The organism is Kitasatospora sp. NPDC029312, from assembly GCF_055569215.1.
Window position 1 is genome coordinate 106,549 of sequence record NZ_JBVHXY010000015.1, and the last position, 24,102, is coordinate 130,650.

The following is a 24,102-nucleotide window of genomic DNA, read 5'->3' on the forward strand; positions in this document are numbered from 1 at the left end:
CGCTCCCCCCCCCCCCCCCCCCCCCCCCCTCCCCTTTCCCCCCCCCCCCCCCCCCCCCCCCCCCCCCCCCCCCCCCCCCCACCGGGCTACACCGCGACGCCGTACCCGGCCGGCGCACCGCCGCCCTGCCCCGGCACACCGCCGGGCAGCGGCGGCCGCACGGCCGCCGGGGTCAGGCCCGTTCCGGCGCAGGCCTGCCACTCGCGCGGGGAGATCCCGTACGCCGTCCGGAACGCCCGGCTGAAGTGACTGGCGCTCACGAAGCCCCACCGGCCCGCGACCGCCGCCACGGTCGCCCGGCCCGCCGCCGGCCGGGCCAGGTCGCGACGGCACATGTCCAGCCGTTGACGCTGGATCCAGCGCGCCACCGTCACCCCCTCGAAGCGGAACAGCTTGTGCAGGTGGCGCACCGACATGTGGTGGGCCGCCGCGATCCGCTCCGGGGAGAGGTCCGGATCGCCGAGGTGGCGCAGCATGTGGTCCTTCACCCGGGCCAGGGTGGCGAGGGCCGTCTCGGGCGCCTCCGGGACGGACCGGCCGCGGCGTTCGTGGGCGAGCACCGCGAGCAGGTCCAGCGCCGTGGTCGACAGCCAGGACGCCACCTGCGGCTCCATCGTGCCGGCCGACCGGGACAGGCACTCCAGGTAGGCGACCACCAGCCGGGCGGTGTCGTCGCCGGTGTCGAAGGCCGTCCCGGTGAGCACCCGCAGGTCCTCCTCGGAGACGCCCACCGCCGAGCGCGGCCAGTGGAAGGCCGTGAAGGAGAACGGGTCCGGCAGTTCCTTGGCGAACGGCCGCCCGGCGTCGGAGATCGCGAAACTGCCCGGCCGCAGCGCCACCTGACGGCCGTCCTGGACCAGCCGGGCGGTACCGCGGTGGTGGAGCGCCAGCGTGAGGTGGTCCTCCCCGCCGCGGGCGATCAGGCCCGCGCTGCGCTCGACCCGCTGGGGGCCGGCCTGCACCAGGGAGACCTGGAGGGCGCCCAGGCGGTGGCTGGTGATGGTCGCCGGGCCCGGCGTGCTCTCCAGCAGGGCGACGTCCAGCGGGATGAAGGTGTGGGAGACGGCTTCGTGCCAGTACTCGGCGCGATCGGTGGACGGTACGTCGGCGGTGTCCAGGACGAAGGACATCGGTGCTCCTCGAACGGTGGTCGGCCGGGCCGACCGGTCTCAGGTGTCGGGGGGATCGGCCCGGGGTCCCTCTCCGGGGCCCGGGCGGGCGGAACGGGCTACCGGGCGGGGCTGTGCAGGGCCACGTGCACGGTGTCCACGGCCTGGACGAGTGCGGCGCGGGCGGTGCCGGTGGGGCAGCGCCCGCCGAGCAGCAGGAAGCCGTGCACGGCGCCCTGGTAGCGCAGTGCCACGACCGGCACCCCGGCGGTCCGGAGCCTGGCCGCGTAGGCCTCGCCCTCGTCGCGCAGCACGTCGGCCTCGGCGGTGACCACGAGGGCCGGCGGGAGCCCGGCGAGCTGGGCCAGCGAGGCGCGCAGCGGCGCTGCGGTGGCCTCGCCCCGTCGCCGCCGCTCGGGCAGGTAGTCGTCCCAGAACCGCCGCATGTGGTCGCGGTGCAGGAAGTATCCCGTCGCGTACCGGTGGTAGGACTCGGTGTCGAAGTCCGCGTCGGTCACCGGGTACAGCAGCACCTGGTGGACCAGCGGCGCGCCGCCGCGCTCCCGGGCCAGCAGGGTCAGCGCCGCGACGAGGTTGGCGCCCGCGGAGTCGCCGACGGCGGCCATCCGCACGCCCTCCAGCCCGATCTCCCGGCCGTGGGCGTGGATCCAGCGGGCCACGGCGTAGCACTGCTCGACGGCCACCGGGTAACGGGCCGCGGGCGCCCGGGCGTAGTCGACGTAGACCACCGCGGCGTCGGTGCCCAGGGCGAACTCCCGTAGCAGCCGGGCGTAGCAGGCCGCGTCGCCGAGCGACCAGCCGAGGCCGGGCAGGAACAGCACCACGGGGCTCGGCTCGGCCGCGCCGACCGGTCTGGTGACCTGGACGCGCACCCGCCCGGTCGGCCCGCAGGGCAGGGCCAGCCACTCGCTGGTGGTGCCGTACGGGTCGTCCTCGTCCGGGCGGCCGGTGGCCCGGTCGTCCGGGGCGCAGGCGGCCAGGAGGGAGGACAGATCCGGCCGTCCCGTCGGGGACCGGACGGCCGCGGCGTCCAGGAACTCCTGGAGCGCCCGGTCGAGCACCGGGCGGCGGTCCGGCAGGGGGGTGGGGTCGGACAACTCTTCGCTCCTGGTCATCGGTCGGGAGGCACTGCGGCCGTCGGGCTCTGCGGATTGGGGCACTGCGGCGTCGGGCGTCGTTCCGACGCTCATCGGACACGCGCCGTCGGTCGGGACACGCCCCCGTCAGCCCGCGTAGCCCTCCGGCTGGGCGCGCCACTCCCGCGGCGGGACGCCGTACGCGGCACGGAAGGTGCGGCTGAAGTGCGCCGGATTGACGAAGCCCCACCGCTGGGCGACGGCCGACACGGTCGGCGCGGCGCGGCCCCGCCGGGCCAGTTCACGGGCGCACTCCTCCAGACGGCGCTGCTGGATCAGCCGGCTCACCGTCACCCCCTCGCCCTCGAACAGCCGGTGCAGGTAGCGCACGGAGATGTGGTGGGCGGCCGCGATCCGCTCGGGCGCCAGGTCCGGGTCGGCCAGGTGGCGGTCGACGTACTGCCGGATCCTGCGCAGCAGGTGGGCGTTGGGGGTGTCCGGGCCGTGCACCGTCCGCGCCCGGGCCAGCTGGGTGACGAGGGCGCTGAACAGGTCGGCCACGCTGCCGGCCAGCCGGTCGCCGACCGGGGCGGGGTAGGCGTGCGCCGAGTCGGCGAGGACGCCGAGGAACGGCAGCAGCACCGGTCCGCACCCCTCCGCGGGGCCGACGGCCGTCGCCGCCGCGTGCCTCAGGTCGTGCTCCGGCACTCCGAGCAGCCGGCGCGGCAGGTGGAACAGATGGGTGCGGAAGCGCTCGGGGTAGTCGACGGCGTACGGGCGCGCCGTGTCGTAGAGGACGAGCCCGCCCGGCGGCACCTCGGCGCGGCGCCCCTCCTGCTCCAGGACGGCCCGGCCCGACACCTGCACGCCGACCCCGACCTGCGGCTCGCTCGCCGGCGCCCGGGCGATCAGCTCCGCGGTGCGGGAGAGCCGGGCGGCGTCCGCCTCCAGCGTGGAGATCCGCACGTAGCCGATCCGGTGGGACTCCACGAGCCCGTCGAACGGCCCCCCGGTGAGCGGGAGCACCTCCACCGGCACCAGTGTCCGCGCCACCGCGCCGCTCCACACGGCCGCCTTCCGGTCGTCCGCGACCGACGCGGTCGTCACCCGTACGCCCAGGTCCATCTGACCACCCTCTCGCCGAAGTCCTGCACTCTCAGCCTGGAGCTCGGGCGCGGCGGGTCGTTAGGTCATCTGACTGTCGTGTTCGGGCGGTACGCCGCCGGGCCGGGGCCGGCGGCGTTCCGGCAGGTCAGCCGGTGTCGAGGGCGTGGGCGAGCGCGGCGCGCGAGGTGATGCCGAGCTTCGGGAAGATCTTGTACAGGTGGGCCCCGACGGTGCGGGGCGACAACTGGAGCTGCCGGCCGATCTCCTTGTTGGTCAGACCGGTCGCGGCCAGCCTGGCTATTCGCAGCTCCTGACCGGTGAGGCCGGACGGTCCCGCGGCCGCCGCGCCGGGCTGGGGTGCCACCGGATCGCCGGCGGCCCGCAGCTCCTCCTCGCAGCGCTCGGCCCACGGATCCGCCCGCAGGCGGCGGAACACGTGGTGGGCCGCGCGCAGCGGCTCCCGGGCTCCGGGCCGGTGGCGGCGGCGCAGCCACGAGCCGTGGGCCAGCCGCAGCCGGGCCAGGTCGAAGGCCCAGCGCTCGGCGCCGTCGACGGCGTACGCGGCGCGGTAGGCGGCGTCGGCCTCGTCGTCGTCCTCGGCGGCCAGTGCGGTGGCGGCGGCGAACAGGAAGCCGTGGCGCCCGGACATCTCCGCCGTGCGGGCCGCCCGCCCGGCCGCGAGGTGCACCCGCGCCTCCGCGTGCCGGCCGGTGTGCACGGCGGCCGTCACCAGGTCGAAGACCAGCGCGTGGTGCCAGGGCGGGCCGCTGGGCAGCCGCCCGGGCGGGGTGAGTTCGCAGAAGTGCGCGTACGCCTCCTCGTAGCGCTGGTGGGCGAGCGCCACCAGGCCGCGCAGGTGGGTGAGGCGGTCGAGGACGTACCGCATCCCGGCCCTGGTCGCGGTGGGCCGGACGGCCTGGTCGACCTCGCGCAGCCCGGCCTCGTCGCCCCGGCCCGCCAGGAAGTGGGCGTAGTACTGCCGGAACATCAAGGCGTTGGTGTGGTAGCCGAGTTCGTCCGCGATCTCGGCCTCGCGCAGGCAGACGGCCGCGCGGTCCCAGTGCCCGAGCAGGAAGTCCTGGTGGCACCTGGCCTTCGCGATCGAGCCCTGGGTGGCGTAGCCGTGCAGACCGGTGAAGCGCTGCCACAGGCCGCCGTCGGGGCAGTCTAGCGCCGAGGCGGTCCACAGCAGGAGCCAGGCGGCGCCGGCCTCCTGTTCCTCCGTCATGCCCTCGGCGACGGCGCGCAGGGTGTCGGCCGTCTCCGGCCCCGGGGCCGTCCAGGCGCCCAGGCACAGCCGGCCCGCCTCCGAGACGTTCTCCCGGTGCCGTTCCAGGGCCAGCCAGGCCCACGGGTCGTCCGTGAAGGTGGCGGCCAGGAGCAGCTTGAAGAAGACCTGTTCGGTCAGCCCGCCGAAGGTGTCCGCGCCGGGTGCGGTGAGCGCGTCCAGGGCGGCGGGCAGCAGCGCCGCGGAGGACGCGAAGTCGACGTGGTGGCTCTGGTCGGCGTAGACGACGGCGTACGCGAACAGCGGGGCGACGTCCTGCGGCACGGTGACGGTCTTCAGTTCCTCCACCAGGGCGGCCGTGTGGCGCAGCTGGCCGCCGCGGGCCGACATCACCGCGGCCCAGGTGAGCCGCCGGACCCGGTCGCAGGTGCTCGGGCTGAGCACCGCGGCGCGTTCCAGCAGCAGCGCGCCCTCCGCGTCACCGCCACGCCGGGCGAGGTCGCGGCCGGCCTGCTGGAGGCGGTGCGCGAGGTCCTCGTCCGGCAGTACCGCGGCGGCCGCCTCGTGCACCAGCCGCCTCGGGTCGTCCGGCGCCAGGGCCTCGGACAGCACCCGGTGCGCCTCGCGGCGCGCGGTGTCCGAGGCGGTGGAGACCACGGCGGTCCGCACCAGCGGGTGCCGGAACACCAGCTGTCCGGCCGGGTCGATCCGGGCCAGGCCCTCCGCCTCGATCCGCGCCAGGAGTTCCCGCGCGTTCTCGTCCGCGATGGTGCGCAGCCACACCGCACTGCCGAAGTCCGGGCCGGTGGCCAGCGCTCCGAGCAGCAGGAGGCGGCCCACCTCCGGCGTCACCGCCCCCAGCCGCTCGGCGAACATCCGCTCCAGCTTCCGCCCCAGCGGCAGCCGTTCCGGCAGCGGAGCGGCCCCGCGCTGCTGGGCGGCCGCCAGCTGGCGCGGCAGCTCCACCAGTGCCAGCGGGTTCCCGGCCGCCTCCGCCAGCACCCGGTCCCGGGCGGGCGCCGCCAGTTCGGGGTAGCAGGAGCCCAGCAGCAGGGCCGCGTCCGACCGGGGCAGCGTCGGCACGTCGACGGCCTCGGCCGACCACGTCTGCGCGGCCGTCCCGTACGGACGGGTGGCACCGACGATCACCACCGGCAGCCCGGCGCTGCGGCGGTGCAGGAAGGCGAAGACGGTCGCGCTCGACGAGTCGATCCAGTGCAGGTCGTCCAGGAGCAGCAGCACGGGGGCGGTGCGCGCGGAGTCCTCCAGCAGCGCCAGTGCGGCGGCGCCCACGGCGAAGCCGCTCGGTGTCCCGGAGCGGACGCCGAGCGCGCTCTCCAGCGCCTCCCGCTGGTGCGCCGACAGGCCGGCGGACCGCTGGAGCGGGGACCAGAACGCCTGGTGGAGGGCGCCGAACGCGAGGTCCGTCTCCGCCTCCGCGCCGACGGCCCGCAGCACGGTGAACCCGCGCTCGCGCGCCGCCCGCTCGACCCAGGCCAGCAGCGTGCTCTTGCCCACCCCGGCCTCCCCGCGCAGCAGCACCGTCGACCCGCTCGCCCCGTCGACGGCCTGCACCAGGGCCGCGGTCAGCAGCTCCGTCTCCCGCTGACGCCCCACCAGGGCAGGAGTCCGCCCGTCTCCCACCACTCTTCGTTCCCCTCACCAGACCCGGCCCGTCCACCGGGGCCCCAAGGCTACCGCCCAGCCCGACCTGCGGAAACCACGCTGGGTAGGGCCCCGGACACCACCCCGCGCCACCGTCCACGCCGGCACCGCCCCCCCCGGCCCGCCCACCACCGCCTTGCCGTTTCCACGACTGGACCGCGGAGCTCGCGCCGCGCTCCTCATGATCGCCGCGGCAGCGGTTGCTCGGTCAGTCCAGGAGTGGCTGGGCGCCGTTCGACGTGGCGTGGGTCACCAGGGGGCGGCGGCCGAGGGAGCCGGCCATGGGGCGCACGCCCCGGAGGACGACGAGCACGGGCAGGTGCACCTCGGCGGCACCGGTGTCTTCACGGTCCAGGTGGCCGCGGCCGCCGAGCCCGGGGTGCGGTGGATCGTGGGTGCCGGCGTCCAGGTCGGCCAGATGTTGCGTGTCGCCCACTCCGCCGGCGTGACGGCCGGGTCGGGCGTCCGGACGGCCCGGGCGAGCCCGTGGCCGCTCCCGTTCAGGCAGGTCACAGCGTTCATGCCACCCTCCGCATGGTCGACGGTGGTGCCGGTCCCGAGCACGGACGGCCGCGTGGCGCCGGAAGACCCGGGGCCGCGTGGCGCCGGAAGATCCGGACGGCGCCTCGGCGAGCCGATCACCCCGGCGGCCGACCGGCTGTCCTGCTTATCACGCTAGCGGCAGCAGGACGGCCGACCGCGGTACCCGGGACGGAACCTCCCAGCTGGAGCGGTACCCCGGTACTACGCGGATCGGGACGGCCGGACTGCCGCCCGCTACGCAGCGCAACCACCGCTGCGCGCCGGGTCGCCCGCCACTCCCCCGCTCTCAGCTCCGTGCGGTGGTTGGTCACCGCAGGGAGCTCCCGCGGCGCAGGGGCCACGACCGCAGTGGCGGCCGCTCTGTCCGCCGACCGTCCACCGTGCTCGCCGCCGTGCCGGCGGCAAGCGCGGCGGGTGCCGTTCGTGGGCTCAGTAGTACTGGGCCAGGCAGAATTCGTGCTCCTCGGGATCGGCCATCACGACGACGACGCCTTCGTCGTAGTCGTGCCGTTCGCCGGTGAACCGGCCGCCGAGGGCGATGACTTGGGCCATGCCCTCGGCAATGTCATCGACCACGACATCGAGGTGCAGGCGCACCTTGCCCCGTTTCGGCTCGGCCACCGGCTGGAAGACGAGTCGGGGCAGCGGATCGCCGCGGTCGCCGAGGTAGATCCAGCCGGGGCGGGTCGGCCCCGGCGGACGGTCCAGCAGGGCGCTCCAGAAGCCCGCCACCTTTTCGACGTCGGCGCAGTCGACGGTCACTCCGGCCCAACGGTTCGGCATGGTGTCAGCTCCCCTGCGTCGCGGTGCGAGAGGCCGCCGGCCCCCGGCGGACCAGTTCCTCAACCAGCTCCCCGGCCGCCGCCGCGGGCGTGATCCGGCGGCCCCTGGCCAGCTGGAAGACCTGGCGGAGCGTGGCCGCGATGCCGTCGACGCGCGCGGTCAGCCGCTGCTCGGATTCCTGGCGCAGTTCAACCCCGGTGGCGTGGATGACGCCTCCGGCGCTCACCACCACGTCCGGCGCCCACAGGATGCCACGGGCCGCGAGGAGGAGAGCGGTGGCCGGCTCGTCCAACTGGTTGTTCGCCGGGCCGGCGACGGCGGCGCACCGCAGGCGCGGCACCGTGCGGGCGGTCAACAGACCGCCGAGCGCCGCAGGAACGAGGACGTCGACCTCCATGGTGAGGGCGTCGTCCGGCTCCACCCAGGTCGCGCCCAGCTCCTCGGCCAGACTGCGCATGGCCGGGTTGACGTCCGTCACCACCAGCTGGGCACCGGCCCGGTCCAGCAGCCGCGCCACCTGGCCGCCGACCGCACCGAGACCGATCACGCCGAAGGTCCGGCCGGTGAACCGCGGTGACCCGAAAGCTTCTTCGGCCACCGCGCCCAGTGCGGCGAGGGTGCCGCGCGCGGTGTGCAGGGCGGAGTCGCCGCTGCCGCCGTCCTCGACCGGCCGACAACAGACATGGGCGGTGCGTTCGCCGATCACGGACATGTCGGCCGGGCTGGTGCCCACGTCCGGCCCTGCGATGTAGCGGCCGCCCAGCGATTCGACGGCGTCTGCGAGGTCGTGGAGCAGTGCCGTGCGCTCCGCTCCGACCGGCCGGGCTTCGGTCGGCAGGGCGACGACTGTTTTCGCGCCGCCGTGTTCCAGGCCGGCCAGCGCGTTCTTGGCGGTCATCGCCTCCGAGAGTCGCAGCGCGTCGGCGACCGCCGCGCCCGGGTCGGCGTAGTGGGCGATCCGACAGCCGCCGGCGGCCGGGCCCAGGGCGGTCGAGTGGATGGCGACGCAGATGGCGAGGCCGCTGCGGCGGCCGCGCACCACCTGCACCAACTCATGTGAGGGATTCGGGATGTTGGGGGGCAGAGCTTGCTCAAGTACGGCTGTCATGGTGCGAAGGTAACCGTTCCGGCATGGCCGGCGGCCTTCGGCCGAACGAAAGTCGGCGGGAGGGCGATACTCACCGCATGGACGAACTTGATTCGGCGATAGTCCGGCTTCTGCAGCGTGATGCGCGCCAGACCAACCGCGCCATCGCCCGCACCCTCGGCATCGCCCCCTCGACTTGTCTCGAACGCGTCCGGGCGCTGTGTGCCCGCGGGGTGATCACCGGCTATCACGCGGCGGTCGACCCGGCCGCCCTGAACCGCCACGTCCAGGCGCTCATCCACTTCCAGATCCGCCCCCTGAGCCGGTCGGTCATCGAGGCGTTCAAGGCGTACGCCGCCGGCCTGCCCGAAGTCAGCACGGTGTACGTCGTCACGGGCGGCGACGACATGATCGTGCACGTCTCCGCGCCGAGCGTGGACTACCTCCACGGCTTCCTGATGGACAAGTTCACCGCGCGCCGTGAAGTCGTCGGATTCCGCACTTCGGTGATCTACCAGCACACCCACAACCGGGTGCTCCCGCCCCTTGCCCCATGATCCGTCAGGGGCGATCGCGGGCCGTTCACCACTCCACCACCCCGGTGGCGGCGTCGGCGCCATGGCCCGCACCCACGTCGGCCCGGGCGGCCGCCCGACGCGCCCGGGCCGGTGCCGCCGACCGTGCCCGGGCTTCGGTGCGGGATCACACCGGTGCGTCGCGCCGTGGTGTCACAGGGGGTCGCCCAGCGGTCCGAAGTCCGCTTCCAGGGAGTCGGCCCAGTAGGCGGCGAAGTCCGGCTGGGTGCCGTCGGCGTCGGTGAAGCCGTACTCCTTGTAGAGGCCCCAGGTGGCCAGGGCCCGCCCGCTCTTGGCCATGATGTCGGGGTCGGCGGCCAGTGCGGCCACCGCCCGCCCCAGGTAGGCGGGGGTTTCGGAGTGGGCGAAGTTCGGGTCCTTGGCCGCGCCGTCCCGCCAGTTGGCCTCGCTCACTCCGAAGTGCTCCAGCATGGCCTCCGAGCGCAGGAAGCCGGGTGTGAGCGCCACGGCCGCGACGTCGTACTCCTTCAACTCGGCGGCCTGCGCGACAGCGAGGCGGATCACCGCGGACTTCGCGAGGTCGTAGAAGAACGAGCCGCGGTAGCGGGCGGTGTTGCCGTCGGTGACCTCGACGACCAGCCCGCTCCTGCGGGCGACCATCAGCGGGAGGGCGAACCGGCTGGTGATCACATGGGTCTCCACCGCCCGTCGCAGCAGCCGGATCCCGGTGTCGAGGTCCTGCTCCCACAGCGGGTTCGCCCAGTCCGTCAGCTGGTCCCCGCCCCACACGGAGTTGACCAGGACGTCGAGCCGCCCGTCCTGTTCGGCCGCGATCCGGTCGACCAGGGCACGGACTTCCTCCGGACGGCTGTGGTCGGTGCGGACGGGGATGCCGAGGCCGCCGGCGGCGGTGATCTTCTCGGCGGTCTCCTCGATGGTTTCCGGGCGGTCCAGGTCGGAGCGGGCGGCCGCGCTGCTGCGGCCGGTGACGTACACCGTCGCACCGGCTGCGCCGAGCTCGACGGCGATACCCCGCCCGCCGCCCCGGGTTCCGCCGGCGACCAGGGCCACCTTCCCGGCCAGCGGCCGTATGCCGTTCATCATGATTCCTCCGGGTCGTGACTGTTTCGCGGCGGGATGTGCGGGGCCATTACGGTGTCGAGCTCCTGCCGGAGCCGCTGTTCGAGGGTGCCCTGGCGATCGAGCGCCCACGAGAGGCCCGCACCGGCGGTGATCGCCTGGACGGTCCGGGCCAACGCCGTGACCTCCGTGCCGTCCCGGAGCTCACCTGCGGCGACGGCCTCCGCCAGCAGTGACCGGATCACCCGCCGCTGGGCCTGGTGCACGGCGAGGGCGTGCTCGTGGAGCTGTGGATCCGTCAGGTCGCTGCAGAAGAAGGCCAGATGGTTCGCGAAGCTCTCCGGCGTGGCCATCGGAGCCATCCACTCCACGACCAGCGCCGCCATCGCCCCGAGCACCGATTCGTGCTCCTGCCGCACGCGCCCGTACAGCCGGTCCGTGTCCTTCGCGGACTGCTCGGCGAGCGCCACGAGCAGGCCGCGCTTGGATCCGAACCGCTGCACGAGCGTGCCGGGCACCAGCCCGACCTCGCGAGCCACGGCGGCCAGGGTCAGCCCCGCCGGGCCCACCCGGCCGATCACCTCGGCCGCCGCACGCAGGATCGCCACATCCTCGACACCTCGGGGACGTCCGGCCATAGCCACCTCCGTCATTAATAAATGCCTGTTCATTTATTAAACCGCTCGATCGCCCGCATGGCAACCACCATCCATCGGCGACTTCGGCGACCAGTCGCAGCGGCCCCACCGACCCCGGCGGAGGATGGGGCGATCCTCAGGTGGATAATCCCGACCGTGACCTCAGGATCGACTCGCCCCAGGTGGCGCTCCGCAGCTCGCGCCTTCGCGTTCTTCCTCGTCGGCGGCGCCATCGGCTACGCCGTCTGCGCGCTGGTGGCTCACCGCCCCGGCGGCGAAGTGCCGTGGGTCGGCATGCTGTTCGGCTCGACCGTCTGCGCCGCGCTCGCCGCCCGCGCCCCAGGGCGGCGCCGCCGCTGAACTCCTCCCCCACGGCCGCCTCGCCGGCACCCGTACGGCCCCGGCGGGTCACGGAGTGCCGAGGGCGGCCTCCTCGCGGTCCAGGTCGTGCTGCAGGCGGCGGCGGGTGGCGTCGCTGATGCGGTGCTCGTCGTAGAGGCGGTGCAGTTCGGCGCTCTGGACGGCGATGACCTCGTGGCGCAGCTGGCGGTAGGCGGCGTCGGCGCTGGTGCCGTCGGGGGTTTCGGCGCCGCGGTCGAGGCGGGCGGTGAGGCCGCGGCGCACCCGGTCCAGGGCGGTGTCCGGCAGGGTCTCCAGCTCGGTGAGGTGGTCGACGTGGTCGAGGGCGGCGCGGTTGAGGGCGTCGCGGGCGTCGTCCTCCTCGCGGGCGGTGTGTTCCGGTTCGAGGGCGAGGCCGGAGCGGTTGACGACGGCGGCGAGGGTGAAGCCCTGGACGACCAGAGTGAAGACGACGACGGCGGTGGTGAGCACCAGGACCAGCGGCCGTCCGGCGAGCTTGGTGCCGTCGTCGGCGAGCAGCGGGATGGACAGCGCGGCGGCCAGTGGCATGACGCCGCGGGTGCCGGCCCAGGTGACCACCCCGGCGACCCGCCAGGACAGCCGGCCCCGGCCTTGGCTGGGCTTGACGGCGCGGGTGAGCGGCAGCGTGGAGAGCACCCGTACCGCGATCAGCACCGCAGCCAGGGCGAGCGCCTGCAACGGCCACCAGCCGGTGCCGGCCGGCAGGTCCCGGACGAGCGTGGGCAGCTCCAGGCCGACGATGCTGAAGACGACGCTTTCCAGCAGGAACACCACCACCGCGTACACGGCGTGCAGCTGCAGCCGGATGTGGGCGTCGGTGAGCCGGTGCCCGGAGCGGCCGAGCAGCACGCCGGCGACGACCACGGAGGTGACGCCCGAGGTGTGGGCGGACTCGGCGAGGACGTAGGCCGCGTACGGGGTGACGAGGGCGATCACCGTCTCCAGGACGGGGTCCGTGGTGCGGCGGCGCACCAGCCACACCAGGCCCGCGACGGCGGCGCCGACCAGGCTGCCGCCCCCGCCGAGCAGCAGGAACTCCCCGCCCGCCGCCGGCAGGCTGACCGAGGCGCCGACGGCGACGGCGATACCGATGGCGACCTTGAACAGCACCAGCGAGGTGGCGTCGTTGAACAGGCTCTCGGCCTGCACGAGGACCTGGACGCGCCCCGGCAGCGCCAGCCGGCGGCCGAGCGCGGTGACGGCCACCGGGTCGGTGCTGGAGAGCACGGCCCCGAGCACGAAGGCCATCGCGGGCGGCAGCCCGGCGACGGCGACGGCCGTGAAGCCGACGGCGGCGGCGGAGGCGAAGACCAGGCCGAAGGAGAGGATCGTCACCGGGCGCCACACCGTGCGCAGGTCGCGCAGCGACAGCTCCTCGGCGGAGGCGTAGAGCAGCGGCGGCAGGACCACCATGGCGATCGCCTGCGGCGGGACGTGCAGGGCCGGGACGCCGGGCAGCAGGGCCACCCCGATGCCCGCCAGGACCAGCAATGACGGCGCGGGGACGCGAAGGCGCCGGGCGAAGGTGGCCACGGCCGTGGCCAGGACCACCAGGACGAGAACGATCGCCACGACATGCATCGGTGGAAAGGACCCCTCGCAAGAACCGGGGTCACCGCCGCCGAATCGCTGCAGTCATCCCCCGCGCCGACCAGGCTTCCCGGCACACCTGTGGCTATCCTATCGAGGCATTAGCGGTGACGGCAGAGCCGGAGCCCTGGGACGTCGGAGCGCGAGCGACGCGGACAGAGCGTGACCGCCCCCGCCCGCGCCCCGGTGCACCGACGCCTGCGGACACGGCCGAACCCCAGGTGCCACGGCGACCACAGACCTGACGGAACGGATTCGGCCGCCCGGTCGACCCGCTCGACTGCTGATCACTGATCGCTGATCTTCCCGGCCGTCGGGCCAGCCGATAGGTTCATTCCATGAGTTCACCACAGGCGGGCGTGCGTCACTCGGCTTCGTCCTGGCGGCAGCCCTGTCCTCCGGCGGCCTCCATCGAGCGCAGCATGCTGGTCGAAGAGATCGCCAAGCGCATCCTGAATCGGATGTCGTCATCGACAACTCGGCGTTCGCGTGTCCGCGGATCGTGACACCGTGACCTCGGCATGGTGCTGCCGGGTGGTCGAGTGGGACCTGCTGCCCATGGTCGGCGAACTGCGGAGCCGGTGAATCCGGTCCCGCCACCCCACCCCGCCACTCGCCACCACCGACCACCAGGAGAGGACTCACCATGACCCCCGCCACCCCGCAGCAGAAGCCCACCGCCGGCAGTCACACCCGCTGGGACCTCGGCAATGTCGCGATCCACCGCGTCGACGAGATCGCCCTTCCCCCGCAGACCGGGCGCTGGCTGCTCCCCGGCGTCACCCGGCAGGTCATCGACGAAGCGCCCTGGCTGCGCCCCGACTTCGCCGACGCCGACACCCCCCACCTGGCCAGCCACACCTTCGCGGTGGAGATCGGCGGGCTGCGGATCCTGGTCGACACCGGCATAGGCAACGACAAGGCCCGCGCCAACCCGGCCTGGAACGACCTGCACACCGACTACCTCGAACGCCTCGCCGCCGCCGGTTTCCCGCCCGAGTCCGTCGACCTGGTCGTCAACACCCACCTGCACACCGACCACGTCGGCTGGAACACCCGGCTCGACGAGGGCCGTTGGGTGCCGACCTTCCCGCACGCCCGCTACCTGACCAGCCGGACCGAGTGGGACTACTGGGCCGCCGCCGAGATGGACGAGCACCGCCGTCAGATGTTCCGCGACTCCGTCCACCCCGTCCGTGACAGTGGTCTGTTCGACCTCGTCGACGTGCCCGAGCAGGGGCAGGAGGTGGCGGCCGGCGTACGGCTGATCCCCGCTCCCGGCCACACGCCCGGTCAGGTCGCCGTGGAGATCCGTGGCGCTCACCGGTCGGCCCTGATCACCGGTGACAGCGTCCACCACCCGGTGCAGCTCTCCCACCCCCACCTCACCAGCTGCGTCGACATCGACCCCGAGCAGGCCGTCCGCACCCGCCACCGGCTGCTCGCCGGCCTGGCCGACACTGACGGGCTGCTGCTGGGGACGCACTTCCCGCACCCCACCGCCGGCGTGGTGCGCAGCCACCAGGGCAGCTACCGCCTGCTGGCCGAGCCGAGCATTCCCGCCCGGCCGTGACGGGCGGCACGAGGGCCTGACGGTCCATCACGCCGACCCGGTCGACGCACAAACCCGCGCCTTCCTGAGGTGCACCCGGTGGCGGTGGCACGCAGCCCGCAGCCCGCAGCCCTGATGAGCCGTCACCTTGCCGAGCGGGCACACTTCACCGCGCCGAGTGGTCGTGTTAGCGTCCGTCGGATGTCGAGGATTCTGGTCACCGATCTGGACGGCACCCTCCTCGGTGGCGATCCGGCGGACCGGCGCCGACTGCGTGACGCACTGGCCCATCATCCAGAGCTGACCGTGGTCTTCGCCACCGGCCGCGGAGTGGCCTCGATCCGGCGGCTCCTGCGGGATCCACTCGTCCCGAGGCCCCGGTGGATCATCGCGGACGTCGGCGCCACTGTGCTCGACGGCGCCGACTTGTCCACCGTCGAACCGCTGCAGGAACAGTTGCGCGCCGGCTGGCCGGGGCCGGAGCGCGTTCGGGCCGTCTTACGCCGCTTCCCCGGGCTCGCCTACCAGCACGGCGTGGTCCAAGACGGACGCTGCTCGTACCACCTGGCTCCGGATGAGCTCACCGGCGAGCTCACCGAGGCGGTCGAGGACCTCGGCTGCAGCTGGACCTACTCCGCCAACCGGTTCTTCGACGTGCTGCCGGCAGCGGCCTCCAAGGGCAGCGCGCTACGGGCCCTGGCCGAGAAGCTGGACTGGCGGGCCGAGCAGATCCTGGTCGCCGGGGACTCGCTCAACGACCTGTCGCTGTTCCGGCTCGGCACGCCGGCAGTGGTAGTCGGTGACGCCGAACCCGCCCTGCTCGCCGCGCTGGCAGGCGATCCGCTGGTCCACCGCCCCGGCCGCCGCGGCGCCGCCGGCATCCTGGCGGCCCTTCACGCCCTGGGCTGGGTGTCGCCGGACGCCGAGCCTGCCGGGCAGCGGCACGCGCTGGTGGTGGGCTACCACCGCCCTCCGCTGCGCTGGACCGGAGCGTGCTGGCAGCGGCCCGCCAGTCCCAACGGCATTCTGCCGACCCTGACCAGCGCCTTCGCCGACGGCCTGCCGGGCATCTGGGTCGCGGCCACGGCCGGCGATCACCCCGAGGCCGCCCGCGCGCAGCCCACCGGACTGCCGCTGTCCCTCGTCCCGCTCACCACCGACGAGTGGACCGGCTACTTCCACCGGGCCTGCAAGGAGACACTGTGGCCGGTGCTCATGTCCGAACCCGGCCGGTCGGTCTTCGACGAGCGCACCTGGGCCCACTACCGCGCGGTGAACGCCCGCTTCGCGCACCAGATCAGGACTCGAGCCGCCCCTGGCGCCACCGTCTGGCTCCACGACTACAACCTCTGGCTGGTGCCCGGTCTGCTGCGCACCATCCGCCCCGACCTCAGGACCGGGCTGTTCCACCACACGCCGTTCCCGCCCCCGGAGGTCTTCGCCACGCTACCGGTCGCCGCGGAACTGCGCGCTTCCCTGGCCTGCCTGGACTGGGCCGGATTCCACACCCCCGCGTTCGCCGACCGCTTCCGGCGCGCCCTGGACGGCCCGCCCGATCGCACCCGCAGCCGCCCGCGCACCGCCGTCCATCCCCTCGGGATCGACCGTCCCGCCATCGAGGCGCTCGCCCGGCACCGCGCGACCCTGCACCCACCGGCCACCGGCCGGCTCGTCCTGTCCGTCGAACGCCTCGACTACGCCAAAGCCCCCGTCCAGAAGGTCGACAGCATCGCCCTACTGCTCACCCGGCGGCCCGAGCTGCGCCGACAGTTGACCTTCCGGCTCATCTGCCCGCCGCCAGAGCCGGGCCTCACCGCCTACGACACCACCCGCCGCCTCCTCGAGCACCGCATCAGCGAGGTCAACGACGCCTGGGGGTCCGGCGGCTGGCAGCCCGTGGACTACCTCCCCCACAATCTGCCCAGCACAGCGGTCATCGACGAGTACCTGGCCGCCGACGTGCTCTGGGTGACCTCGCTCCAGGACGGAATGAACCTCACAGCCAAGGAATTCATCGCCGCCCAGGCAGCTCTCCCCCACCACCGCACCGGCGCACCGGGCGTCCTGGTGCTCTCCCGCCACGCGGGCGCCGCCGTCGAACTCGGCGACGCGGCCCTGCTCACCGATCCCCATTCTCTCGAAGACCTCACCACCGTCCTGTCCCGAGCCCTCGACCTCACCCCCGTCGAGCGCCGCGCCCGCATGGACCAGCTCTCCGGCCTCCTCGGCCACGAGCGGCCTGCGGACTGGGCAACGCGGATCATCCACGAGATCCGCGGCGGCGACACCAACGTCATGCCAACCACAGCGTGAACCCACACCCGTCCGAACACGGAACGCCTTCCTGGCGCCGGATACCGCGACGTTGTTGAGGGGCTTCCGGCGAGTCGAGCCGGGTCCGATCGACGCCAACGGGTGCGGAACTCCTGGGCACGGTCGTGGCGTGCGGCAGGCCAGGTTTCCGCGTGCGCGGCATGGGCCTCCCTCCCCCGGTCGTCGTCGGCCCCGGTCGACTGGGGCCGCGACCTGCGCGGGTCCTGCCGGGAGGGGGTTCACCCCACCGAAGTCGCGGTGCGGGCCGCCCAGCGTTCACGGCGCGGCCTTCGTCCGAAGGTTGTGGTTGCCGCGCGCGGTGACCGCGAGTGTCGCCGCCGTGGCCCCGGCGAGGGCCGCCCAGGCGGGGGTGAAGCTGTGGGTGGTGTCGCGGAGCAGTCCGAGGGCGGGTGGGACGAGGATGACGGCCAGTTGGTTGATGGCCATGACCAGGCCGAGGGCGAAGCCGGTGCGGTCCGGAGGGGCGGCTTCCGCCAGGTGGGCGACCCAGGGGCCGTACCAGCCGATTCCGAAGAAGCCGAGCCAGACGAACAGCAGGGCGGCCGCCAGGGGGGATTGGCCCACCGGTGTGGTCAAGGCCGTCAGGCCCCCCACCACGGCGCCCAGGCTGACCAGGACCGGCCGGTACCGGCCGGCACGGCTACGGTCACTCCACGCCGCCAGGGCGATCCGGCCGATCGCCCCCGCCACCTGGGCCGCGACCAGAACGGCGGCGGTCGGGCCGGCGCCGAGGGATGTCACGTCGTGGAGGTACAGCGCGCCGAGGACACCGACGCCGCCGTGCACCGAGACCAGGCTCATCCCGGACAGCAGGATCCTTCTCATCGACGGGTCGCGCAGCATCCCGAGCCGGGCCGACGGCGAAGCACGCCGGCTCCCCGCCGGCACTGCGGGCGGCGCGCCACCCGGGGTTTCACCCCGGGCAGGACGGGCGACCACGGCGGTGGGTGGCCGACGGTAGAGGGCCGTGAAGAGCGCGGCGCCTACGAGCGCGACCGTTCCGCCGACCACCAGTGCCGTCCGCCACCCGTACGAGGTGGCCACCGCCGGTAGGACGGCGGCGGCGGTGGCCCCGCCCAGCGGCAGTCCGGCCTGCCGCACGCCCATCGCCAGGCCGCGCTGGGCGGGGTCGAACCAGGCGGCCACCGACTTGCTGCCTCCGGGCTGCGCGGTGCTGTACCCCGCGCCGACGACCAGCAGGACGACGAGCAGCGAGGCGTACCCCTGCGCCAGGCTCCCCAGGAGCAGCCCTGCGCCGACCACGGCCGCGCCGATGCCGACGACCCAGCGCTCGTGGTGGCGGTCCAGTAGCTCCCCGGCCACCAACAGGCCTACCAGCGGCACCAGTTGGGAGGCCGAAAGGAGCAGCCCGAGCTGCGCCGTACTGAGGTCCAGCGCGTGCTGCAGGGGGACGGCCATCGCCCCGATGCCCTGTACGAAGAAGCAGGAGGCCGCCTGAGTGAAGGTGGCGATGCCCAGGACCACCCAGCGGTACCGGAGCGGGTCGGCGGCGCCCCGGGAGCCGTTCCGCGCCCCGGCCACGGCGCCGCCGGTCGTGGCCGGGTCCGCCGCAGCAGGGGCGGTCGAGGTGTGCTTCACGGGCGCCGGTCCGGGGCCGGGCAGCAGTAGTCCGCGAAACCGAGTGCGCGGCCGCTCGCGCCGACGACGAGGACGCGCGTGGTGTCCGCCGTGATCTGTCCGCGCAGCCCGGCGGGCAGGACGTCCCGCCAGGCTTCCCGCCCGGAGGGTGGGGCGCCGCGGTCTCCGCCGGGGCGTTCGACCGACAGCGTGCACAGCCGGACGATCTCCTCGATGTCGTCAACTACGGCGGTTCGCGGGCTGATTCGCGGACCTGCCGGTGCGCCGGTGCGTGCGTGGCTCGGCAGGGCGGTGGCGGCGTGCGCCCGTAGGAGGGTGTGGTGACTCATGCCGTCCAGCCTGATGTAATGGTCTTATGCACCTCAACCCTTACGGTGCGGACGCCGTGAACCTCGCCGCGGACCTGGCCAACCGGCGCCCGGAAACCGTCGACGAACTGGCGGACCGCTGCCGCGCCGCCGGCCTGGTGATCGACGGGCCCGCCACGTCGTCGGACCTGGCCCGAACCCTCGCTCTGCTGGACGCCTGGGAGGGGGTGGTCGACGCGGCGGACGAGCGCGAGCGGGCCGGACGGCTCAACCGCCTGCTGGCGGCCGGCGCCGCCCATCCCCGGCTGACCGACCACTCGGACGGCGTCTGGCACCTCCACTACCGCGACGACCACCAGCCGCTCGCCGCCGTACTGTCCTCACTGATCGCCGTCGGCACCGCGTTCCACCTGGTGGGGCGCGGCATGCACCGGCTCGGCCGGTGCGCCGTCGCCGAATGCAGCACGATCTTCGCCGACACCACGCGGACCGGCCGACAGCGCTACTGCTGCCAGCGGTGCGCCAACCGCGACGCCGTCCGCCGCCACCGCTCGACGCAGTCGGCGATCAGCCGTATGCACACCTGATCCTTGTTCAGGGCTGCACCAGCGCAGCCGGCCCCGGGCAGCGGCAGCACCGGCCACCACGCCAGGGTCTTGTCCAGCAATGACCAGCGGGAGACCAGACGCGCGGTGGAGGCCGCCGGGGGTGGTCGGGCCGTCCGGAGGGCGGGTCAGCTGCCCGGGTGGGAAGCCGCCCAGCCGTGTTCGAGCAGCTCGAAGGCCTCCTCGGCGGCTCGGCGGGGCTCGGGGTGGCGCAGGATGAGACCGCGGGCCTCAAGGGCGAAACGCGCCAGGGCGGCGCAGCTGACGTCGTCCACCGGGGCGCCGACGGCCTCGGCGATGGCCCGCGCCAGGGCTGCTTCGTGGCGCGTCCACATGTGCTGGGCGTAGTCGCGCAGCGCCGGGGTCTCCTGCACCATGCGCGTGAAGTCGGCGAACCGCGGGTCCGTGGCGTGAACGGCGAGCTGGGTCTGCTTCAGCAGGATGTGCTCACGCAGCACCTGCGGGATGGACCGGCCCGGGGGGCGCTCGCGCACGGCGGCGACGAGCGCTGCTTCCAGGTCGTCCTCCTGGTCGAAGACCAGGGCTTCCTTGCTGGGGAAGTGCTTGAAGAGGGTGGTCACCGAGACGTCGGCGGCGTCGGCGACGTCCTTGACGCCGACCTGGTCGTAGCCGCGGTCGAGGAAGAGCTCGAGTGCGGCGTCGGCCAGGGACTGGCGGGTCTGGGCCTTCTTGCGCTCGCGGCGCCCGGTCGGTTCGGTCACTCGCCCACCCTAACCCATGGTGCATCGACTACAAAAGCTTAGTCATTGCACTTATTGGGTGAGTGTGCTTTTGTGGAGGTGTCGGACCTCCCGGCAGCTCACCCACCCTTCCAGGGACACCCCATGAACTCTGCCCGTGATCCCCGCATCGCGATCGTCGGCGCCGGCCTCGGCGGCCTGACCTGCGCGCGCGTCCTGCAGCAACACGGCCGCCACGTCACCGTCTTCGAACGCGAGGCCTCCGCCGACGCCCGGCCGCAGGGCGGCACCCTCGACCTGCACGCCGACACCGGTCAGACCGCCCTGCGCGCGGCGGGGCTCCTCAGCGACTTCCAGGCGCTCGCCCGCCCCGAAGGCGAAGAGTGGCGCGTACTCGACTTCGCCGACGCCTCGCTCCTGTCGCACCAGGTGCCCTCCACCGGCGACGGCCGGCCGGAGATCGACCGGGGCCAACTGCGCGGACTGCTCCTCGACTCGCTCACCGAGGGCACGGTCCGCTGGGACCGCGCCGTCAGCGCGGTCACCCCGCTCCCGGACGGCAGCTGCCGACTGCTCTTCGCGGACGGCACCGAGGAGGACTTCGACCTGGTGGTCGGCGCCGACGGCGCGTGGTCACGCGTCCGCCCGGCCCTGTCGCACGCCACCCCCCGCTACACCGGCGTCACCTTCGTCGAAACCGGGTTCGACCACTGCGACACCCGCCACCCCGACCTCGCCCGGCTGGTCGGCAACGGCTCGATGCTGGCGAAGGGCGCCGGCAGGTCCCTCGTCGCCCAGCGCAACAGCAACGGCCACATCCGCGCCTACATCGCACTCCGCGCGCCGGAGGACTGGCAGGTGGCCGCCGGCCTCGAGCTCGGCGACCAGCCGGCCGTACGGGCGCACCTGCTGGAGATGTTCGACGGCTGGGCCGAGAGCCTGCGCTACCTCCTGCGCGACAACGACAGCGGATACGTCAACCGGCCCCTGTTCGTCCTGCCCGCCGAGCACACCTGGGAGCACGTCCCCGGCGTCACACTGCTCGGCGATGCCGCGCACCTGATGCCCCCGGTCGGGCTGGGCGCCAACCTCGCCATGCTCGACGGCGCCGACCTCGCCCACGCCCTCGCCACCGAATCCACCATCGGCGAGGCCGTCCGCGCCTACGAGAGCACCATGCTGCCGCGCTCGATCGAAGCCGCGACGGCCAGTGCGCAGGGCCTCGACCACCTCGTTCCCGCGACGCTCTCCTGAGCCGATCCACCGGCCTCGCCGCCGGCCCTTTCGGCAGTTCTGTCACCACTTGTGCTCTGTCACCACTTGTGCCGCCATCACTACGCGCAGGCAGAAGTACGCGCGGTTTCGCCCGGGTCCGGCGCCACGGCGTCGCCCGGTACGTGTCCCCACGGGCGTCCGGCCGGGCGGATGCGTGGCGGCAGTGGCAGAACTGCCGGTAGTCCTGCCTGTTGACGCGCGGGCGGAACTGCCCGGGGCGGAACTGGAATGGGCGGAACTGGGCGGCGCTCGACCGCTACCGGCCGGCTCCCGCCAGCCCTGGGGCTTTCGTCGGCGCGGTCGAGGAGCAGCTGCACGCGCTGACGTACCGCCGTCTCGCCTGACGTACCGTCAATTCATCGCGGCCTCGGCGACAGACCCGCGATCGGCCGCCTTCGGGGCGTACCCGTGCTCGGCCGCGAGGACCGGGCGCATGGCGCGGATCGCGTAGAAATTGCGGGACTTGACCGTCCCCGGCGGCACCCCGAGCTTCGCCGCCGCCTCCACCACCGACCGGTCCTTGAGGTGCAGTTCGACCAGCACCTCGCGGTGGTGCTTCTGCACCCGCCGCAGCGCCAGGGCGATGTCCCGGGAGGCCACCACCTGCTCGTACGGGTCGTCCGCGACCGGCCGGGCCTCCACCGTCTCGCCGAGCGCCTCGGGCGCCCGGGAGGCCGCCATCCGGTAGTGGTCGATGGCGATCCGCCGGGCCACCGTGAACAGCCACGGGCGGCTGTGCTCGGGCCCGGCCTTCAGCGCCTCCGGGTTCTGCCAGGCGCGCAGCAGGGTCTCCTGGAGGATGTCCTCGGCCTTGCCGCGGTCGCCCCGCGTGGTGCGCAGCAGGACGTTCAGCAGGTAGCCGCCGTGCAGCCGGTGGATCTCGGCGAGCTCCTGCGGGTCGAGGGTCGGGCGCCCCGCCCGGCGCGCGGTGGTCCCCGTGGCGGGCTGCGCGGCGGTCTCCACGGCAGGAGCGGCCTGGGCGGCGGACTCTGCGGGCTGCTGGACGCCGGGGGCGGTCGGGGCGACAGGCTGCTTGGACACGCGCTACCTCACAGGGGGTCGGGGTCAGGGGACAGTCCGACCGGATCCCCCGGCGGCTGTGACTGCAGACTGTCAACGGCCGCCAAGGATGCACCAACTCCGCGCCAACGCTCCTCCCCCAGTGGAGTCAGGGCCCGGCGTCAGGCGGCGTTCCGCTCCTCGTTGAGCGCCCGGACCAGGTCCTGCACGCCGTCCTCGCCGCGGTGCTCGATCAGCACGGCGACCCAGGTGGTGAACCGCTCCCGCTCCTTCGCCGACCAACCCGGCGCCGACGGGTGCTCGTCCACCACCATCGCCGCCGCGAGCTCCAGCAGCCCCGGCGACGACACCGGCCGCCAGCGCCCGGACGGCAGCCCGTTCAGCGCCAGCCGCCGGGCGACGGCGATCACGTCCTCCGCCGTCCCCGGCCGCACCGGCAGCACCGACGGCCCCGGCACGGCCCGCGCGCCCTCGGCCAGCAGCGCCGCGATCAGTTCACGCGGTTCCGCGCACTCGGTTCCCATGTCTCGTGGTCCTTCCCCCGTCCCGCGGCCGGGACTCGCTCCGTCGTTCCACCGGGGCCGCCCGGAGCAGCCCGGAACCGGCCTGAACCGGCCGGACGTGCCCCGGAGACGGTACCGACCGGTGGCCCGGCCCGGTCGGGGGTCCGCGGACAGCGCAACCCGCCGGCCGGGCCTGGTCGCCGCCCGGTCGGCGGCTGGGCCGCCCGTCCTAGAAGGTGGTCCAGTCGTTGGCGTCCGGGGTGCCGAGCGTGCGGATCCGCTCGCCGTCGCGGTCGTCGAAGGTGTCCGTGGCGATCCGGAACGAGGCGCCGCCGGGCTTGAGGCCGTACAGCACCACCTGCTCCTTGGCGATGCCGGTCAGCGTCAGCTGCTCGCACTGGTGCGGTGCGACGATGTGCGTCGACAGGCCTCCCCGCTTCGGGAACACCGCGTACGACGCGTAGGTCCCGCCCGAGCACAGGACGAAGGTGCCGCTCGGCAGCGCCGGCGTACCGGGGGTGACGGGGACGCCCGGCTGCGCCGGAATCCTCGGCGTCAGTGGGGCGGTGGCCGCCTGCGCGGCGGAGACTCCGGTGAGGCCGACCAGGCCGGCGGCCGCGAACAGCAGGCCGACGGCGCGGGTGGTGGTGCGCATGGGGTTCCTCCAAGCACGATCAGGACGCACGGTGCGCCCTGACCCGCTCAACGGGCCCCCCAGTGAACGGGGTTCAGCACCGTCCCGGCGAGCGGCGCCCCGCGCTCCCGACTGAACCCGGCGCGCACCGGCCGCCGTAGTTCCGGCTGGGCGGGCCGCCCCGGGGCGGGCGGACGAGCGGGCCCCGGCGGGATCGGGGCCCGAACTGGCCGCCGCCGGTGGCGCGATGGCCGACCGTCGGATTCGACCGTCCCGCCCAGCGGATGATCGGGTCGGGTCATGACCGGCGAACCCGTATCCGACGAAGCGGTGCACCTCCTGAACGCCCTCCTCGGGGACGCCCACCCGGAGCTGTCCGCGCAGATCCCCCATCTGCGCGTCGCCGGCCGCTGCTCCTGCCCGTGCCCCAGCATCGACTTCCCCCTCGACCGGACGGCGGTGCCTGCGGCGCCCGTCGCCGGGAGCCCGGTCGCCGAGGCCACCGTCCTCGACGAGACGGGCGAACCGGTCGGCGGCGCCATGCTGTTCGTGACCGAGGGGTACCTGTCCGGCCTGGAGGTCTACTCCTGGTCCGACGATCCGGTCACCCGGCTCCCGTCCCCGGACCGGCTCGCCTGAACGAGCCCCGGGCCAACCGGCCCGGGACCTGGTGTGGTCACGCTCAGCCGAACCGACGGCCGAGGGCCGTGTCGATCGGCGTGCCTGA

General features: G+C 74.1%; 23 protein-coding genes. 7 read left to right on the top strand and 16 right to left on the bottom strand.

Going from position 1 to position 24,102, the window contains the following annotated elements:
• Positions 1-86: 86 nt before the first annotated feature.
• The 7 genes from ACZ4WV_RS15135 to ACZ4WV_RS15165 form a co-directional block, all read right to left on the bottom strand.
• Complete coding sequence (locus ACZ4WV_RS15135) at positions 87-1,130, bottom strand: helix-turn-helix domain-containing protein (protein WP_465746631.1); 1,044 nt, start codon at positions 1,128-1,130, stop codon at positions 87-89.
• 98 nt (positions 1,131-1,228) lie between these two features.
• Positions 1,229-2,227, bottom strand: a complete 999-nt coding sequence (locus tag ACZ4WV_RS15140; protein ID WP_465746633.1) for an alpha/beta hydrolase — start codon at positions 2,225-2,227, stop codon at positions 1,229-1,231.
• Between the two features lie 126 nt (positions 2,228-2,353).
• Entirely contained in the window at positions 2,354-3,331 is a 978-nt protein-coding gene (locus tag ACZ4WV_RS15145) for an AraC-like ligand-binding domain-containing protein (protein WP_465746635.1), read from the bottom strand.
• Positions 3,332-3,458: 127 nt separating this feature from the next.
• On the bottom strand, positions 3,459-6,158 hold the full coding sequence (locus ACZ4WV_RS15150) for an AAA family ATPase (protein WP_465746637.1): 2,700 nt from the start codon (positions 6,156-6,158) through the stop codon (positions 3,459-3,461).
• 256 nt (positions 6,159-6,414) lie between these two features.
• A complete protein-coding gene (locus ACZ4WV_RS15155) occupies positions 6,415-6,642 on the bottom strand; it encodes a hypothetical protein (protein WP_465746639.1) in 228 nt (75 codons plus the stop codon).
• A gap of 536 nt (positions 6,643-7,178) precedes the next feature.
• A complete protein-coding gene (locus ACZ4WV_RS15160) occupies positions 7,179-7,532 on the bottom strand; it encodes a VOC family protein (RefSeq protein WP_465746641.1) in 354 nt (117 codons plus the stop codon).
• 4 nt (positions 7,533-7,536) lie between these two features.
• Positions 7,537-8,640 (bottom strand): Glu/Leu/Phe/Val dehydrogenase family protein, encoded by a 1,104-nt coding sequence (locus ACZ4WV_RS15165; RefSeq protein WP_465746643.1) that lies wholly within the window; start codon positions 8,638-8,640, stop codon positions 7,537-7,539.
• Between the two features lie 77 nt (positions 8,641-8,717).
• Here ACZ4WV_RS15165 and ACZ4WV_RS15170 point away from each other — a divergent pair, with 77 nt between their 5' ends.
• The gene (locus tag ACZ4WV_RS15170; protein ID WP_465746708.1) at positions 8,718-9,176 is read left to right on the top strand and encodes an Lrp/AsnC family transcriptional regulator; all 459 of its coding nucleotides are present in this window, start codon (positions 8,718-8,720) and stop codon (positions 9,174-9,176) included.
• A gap of 171 nt (positions 9,177-9,347) precedes the next feature.
• On the opposite strand, the gene ACZ4WV_RS15175 is transcribed toward ACZ4WV_RS15170, so the two are convergent.
• Together ACZ4WV_RS15175 and ACZ4WV_RS15180 are read right to left on the bottom strand one after the other, a co-directional pair.
• Positions 9,348-10,259 carry an SDR family oxidoreductase gene (locus tag ACZ4WV_RS15175; protein ID WP_465746645.1) on the bottom strand — a complete coding sequence of 304 codons (912 nt, stop codon included), beginning with the start codon at positions 10,257-10,259 and terminating at the stop codon, positions 9,348-9,350.
• A complete protein-coding gene (locus ACZ4WV_RS15180) occupies positions 10,256-10,843 on the bottom strand; it encodes a TetR/AcrR family transcriptional regulator (protein ID WP_465746647.1) in 588 nt (195 codons plus the stop codon). The genes ACZ4WV_RS15175 and ACZ4WV_RS15180 overlap by 4 nt, the downstream gene beginning before the upstream one ends.
• 186 nt (positions 10,844-11,029) lie before the next feature.
• Here ACZ4WV_RS15180 and ACZ4WV_RS15185 point away from each other — a divergent pair, with 186 nt between their 5' ends.
• Positions 11,030-11,233 (top strand): hypothetical protein, encoded by a 204-nt coding sequence (locus ACZ4WV_RS15185; RefSeq protein WP_465746649.1) that lies wholly within the window; start codon positions 11,030-11,032, stop codon positions 11,231-11,233.
• A gap of 48 nt (positions 11,234-11,281) precedes the next feature.
• On the opposite strand, the gene ACZ4WV_RS15190 is transcribed toward ACZ4WV_RS15185, so the two are convergent.
• Entirely contained in the window at positions 11,282-12,835 is a 1,554-nt protein-coding gene (locus ACZ4WV_RS15190; RefSeq protein WP_465746651.1) for a Na+/H+ antiporter, read from the bottom strand.
• A 655-nt stretch (positions 12,836-13,490) separates the two neighbouring features.
• On the opposite strand from ACZ4WV_RS15190, the gene ACZ4WV_RS15195 reads away from it, so the two are divergent.
• Positions 13,491-14,417: an MBL fold metallo-hydrolase gene (locus ACZ4WV_RS15195; protein WP_465746653.1), complete on the top strand. Its 927-nt coding sequence runs from the start codon at positions 13,491-13,493 to the stop codon at positions 14,415-14,417.
• 180 nt (positions 14,418-14,597) lie between these two features.
• Complete coding sequence (locus ACZ4WV_RS15200; protein ID WP_465746655.1) at positions 14,598-16,709, top strand: trehalose-6-phosphate synthase; 2,112 nt, start codon at positions 14,598-14,600, stop codon at positions 16,707-16,709.
• A 276-nt stretch (positions 16,710-16,985) separates the two neighbouring features.
• Here ACZ4WV_RS15200 and ACZ4WV_RS15205 read toward each other — a convergent pair whose 3' ends face one another.
• Positions 16,986-18,329, bottom strand: coding sequence for an MFS transporter (locus ACZ4WV_RS15205; RefSeq protein WP_465746657.1), 1,344 nt, complete (start codon positions 18,327-18,329; stop codon positions 16,986-16,988).
• Positions 18,326-18,658, bottom strand: a complete 333-nt coding sequence (locus tag ACZ4WV_RS15210) for a hypothetical protein (RefSeq protein ID WP_465746659.1) — start codon at positions 18,656-18,658, stop codon at positions 18,326-18,328. The genes ACZ4WV_RS15205 and ACZ4WV_RS15210 overlap by 4 nt, the downstream gene beginning before the upstream one ends.
• Positions 18,659-18,684: 26 nt before the next feature.
• Between ACZ4WV_RS15210 and ACZ4WV_RS15215 the strand changes: the two genes are divergently transcribed.
• The gene (locus ACZ4WV_RS15215; RefSeq protein ID WP_465746661.1) at positions 18,685-19,224 is read left to right on the top strand and encodes a CGNR zinc finger domain-containing protein; all 540 of its coding nucleotides are present in this window, start codon (positions 18,685-18,687) and stop codon (positions 19,222-19,224) included.
• Between the two features lie 146 nt (positions 19,225-19,370).
• Here the strand turns inward: ACZ4WV_RS15215 and ACZ4WV_RS15220 are convergent, their stop codons facing one another.
• A complete protein-coding gene (locus ACZ4WV_RS15220) occupies positions 19,371-19,964 on the bottom strand; it encodes a TetR/AcrR family transcriptional regulator (RefSeq protein ID WP_465746663.1) in 594 nt (197 codons plus the stop codon).
• Between the two features lie 123 nt (positions 19,965-20,087).
• On the opposite strand from ACZ4WV_RS15220, the gene ACZ4WV_RS15225 reads away from it, so the two are divergent.
• On the top strand, positions 20,088-21,197 hold the full coding sequence (locus ACZ4WV_RS15225) for an FAD-dependent oxidoreductase (RefSeq protein WP_465746665.1): 1,110 nt from the start codon (positions 20,088-20,090) through the stop codon (positions 21,195-21,197).
• Between the two features lie 372 nt (positions 21,198-21,569).
• Here the strand turns inward: ACZ4WV_RS15225 and ACZ4WV_RS15230 are convergent, their stop codons facing one another.
• The 3 genes from ACZ4WV_RS15230 to ACZ4WV_RS15240 form a co-directional block, all read right to left on the bottom strand.
• Positions 21,570-22,259 (bottom strand): sigma-70 family RNA polymerase sigma factor, encoded by a 690-nt coding sequence (locus tag ACZ4WV_RS15230; protein ID WP_465746667.1) that lies wholly within the window; start codon positions 22,257-22,259, stop codon positions 21,570-21,572.
• 140 nt (positions 22,260-22,399) lie between these two features.
• Entirely contained in the window at positions 22,400-22,762 is a 363-nt protein-coding gene (locus ACZ4WV_RS15235) for a hypothetical protein (protein WP_465746669.1), read from the bottom strand.
• Positions 22,763-22,970: 208 nt separating this feature from the next.
• Complete coding sequence (locus tag ACZ4WV_RS15240) at positions 22,971-23,396, bottom strand: hypothetical protein (protein WP_465746671.1); 426 nt, start codon at positions 23,394-23,396, stop codon at positions 22,971-22,973.
• Positions 23,397-23,675: 279 nt separating this feature from the next.
• Here ACZ4WV_RS15240 and ACZ4WV_RS15245 point away from each other — a divergent pair, with 279 nt between their 5' ends.
• Entirely contained in the window at positions 23,676-24,014 is a 339-nt protein-coding gene (locus ACZ4WV_RS15245; protein WP_465746673.1) for a hypothetical protein, read from the top strand.
• Positions 24,015-24,102: the final 88 nt, after the last annotated feature.

Bases quoted from the DNA above. Each gene is read 5' to 3' on its own strand.
- ACZ4WV_RS15135 (WP_465746631.1), bottom strand. From the start codon at position 1,130: ATGTCCTTCGTCCTGGACACCGCCGACGTACCGTCCACCGATCGCGCC.
- ACZ4WV_RS15145 (WP_465746635.1), bottom strand. From the start codon at position 3,331: ATGGACCTGGGCGTACGGGTGACGACCGCGTCGGTCGCGGACGACCGG.
- ACZ4WV_RS15160 (WP_465746641.1), bottom strand. From the start codon at position 7,532: ATGCCGAACCGTTGGGCCGGAGTGACCGTCGACTGCGCCGACGTCGAA.
- ACZ4WV_RS15165 (WP_465746643.1), bottom strand. From the start codon at position 8,640: ATGACAGCCGTACTTGAGCAAGCTCTGCCCCCCAACATCCCGAATCCC.
- ACZ4WV_RS15170 (WP_465746708.1), top strand. From the start codon at position 8,718: ATGGACGAACTTGATTCGGCGATAGTCCGGCTTCTGCAGCGTGATGCG.
- ACZ4WV_RS15175 (WP_465746645.1), bottom strand. From the start codon at position 10,259: ATGATGAACGGCATACGGCCGCTGGCCGGGAAGGTGGCCCTGGTCGCC.
- ACZ4WV_RS15190 (WP_465746651.1), bottom strand. From the start codon at position 12,835: ATGCATGTCGTGGCGATCGTTCTCGTCCTGGTGGTCCTGGCCACGGCC.
- ACZ4WV_RS15195 (WP_465746653.1), top strand. From the start codon at position 13,491: ATGACCCCCGCCACCCCGCAGCAGAAGCCCACCGCCGGCAGTCACACC.
- ACZ4WV_RS15200 (WP_465746655.1), top strand. From the start codon at position 14,598: ATGTCGAGGATTCTGGTCACCGATCTGGACGGCACCCTCCTCGGTGGC.
- ACZ4WV_RS15210 (WP_465746659.1), bottom strand. From the start codon at position 18,658: ATGAGTCACCACACCCTCCTACGGGCGCACGCCGCCACCGCCCTGCCG.
- ACZ4WV_RS15215 (WP_465746661.1), top strand. From the start codon at position 18,685: ATGCACCTCAACCCTTACGGTGCGGACGCCGTGAACCTCGCCGCGGAC.
- ACZ4WV_RS15225 (WP_465746665.1), top strand. From the start codon at position 20,088: ATGAACTCTGCCCGTGATCCCCGCATCGCGATCGTCGGCGCCGGCCTC.
- ACZ4WV_RS15235 (WP_465746669.1), bottom strand. From the start codon at position 22,762: ATGGGAACCGAGTGCGCGGAACCGCGTGAACTGATCGCGGCGCTGCTG.
- ACZ4WV_RS15240 (WP_465746671.1), bottom strand. From the start codon at position 23,396: ATGCGCACCACCACCCGCGCCGTCGGCCTGCTGTTCGCGGCCGCCGGC.
- ACZ4WV_RS15245 (WP_465746673.1), top strand. From the start codon at position 23,676: ATGACCGGCGAACCCGTATCCGACGAAGCGGTGCACCTCCTGAACGCC.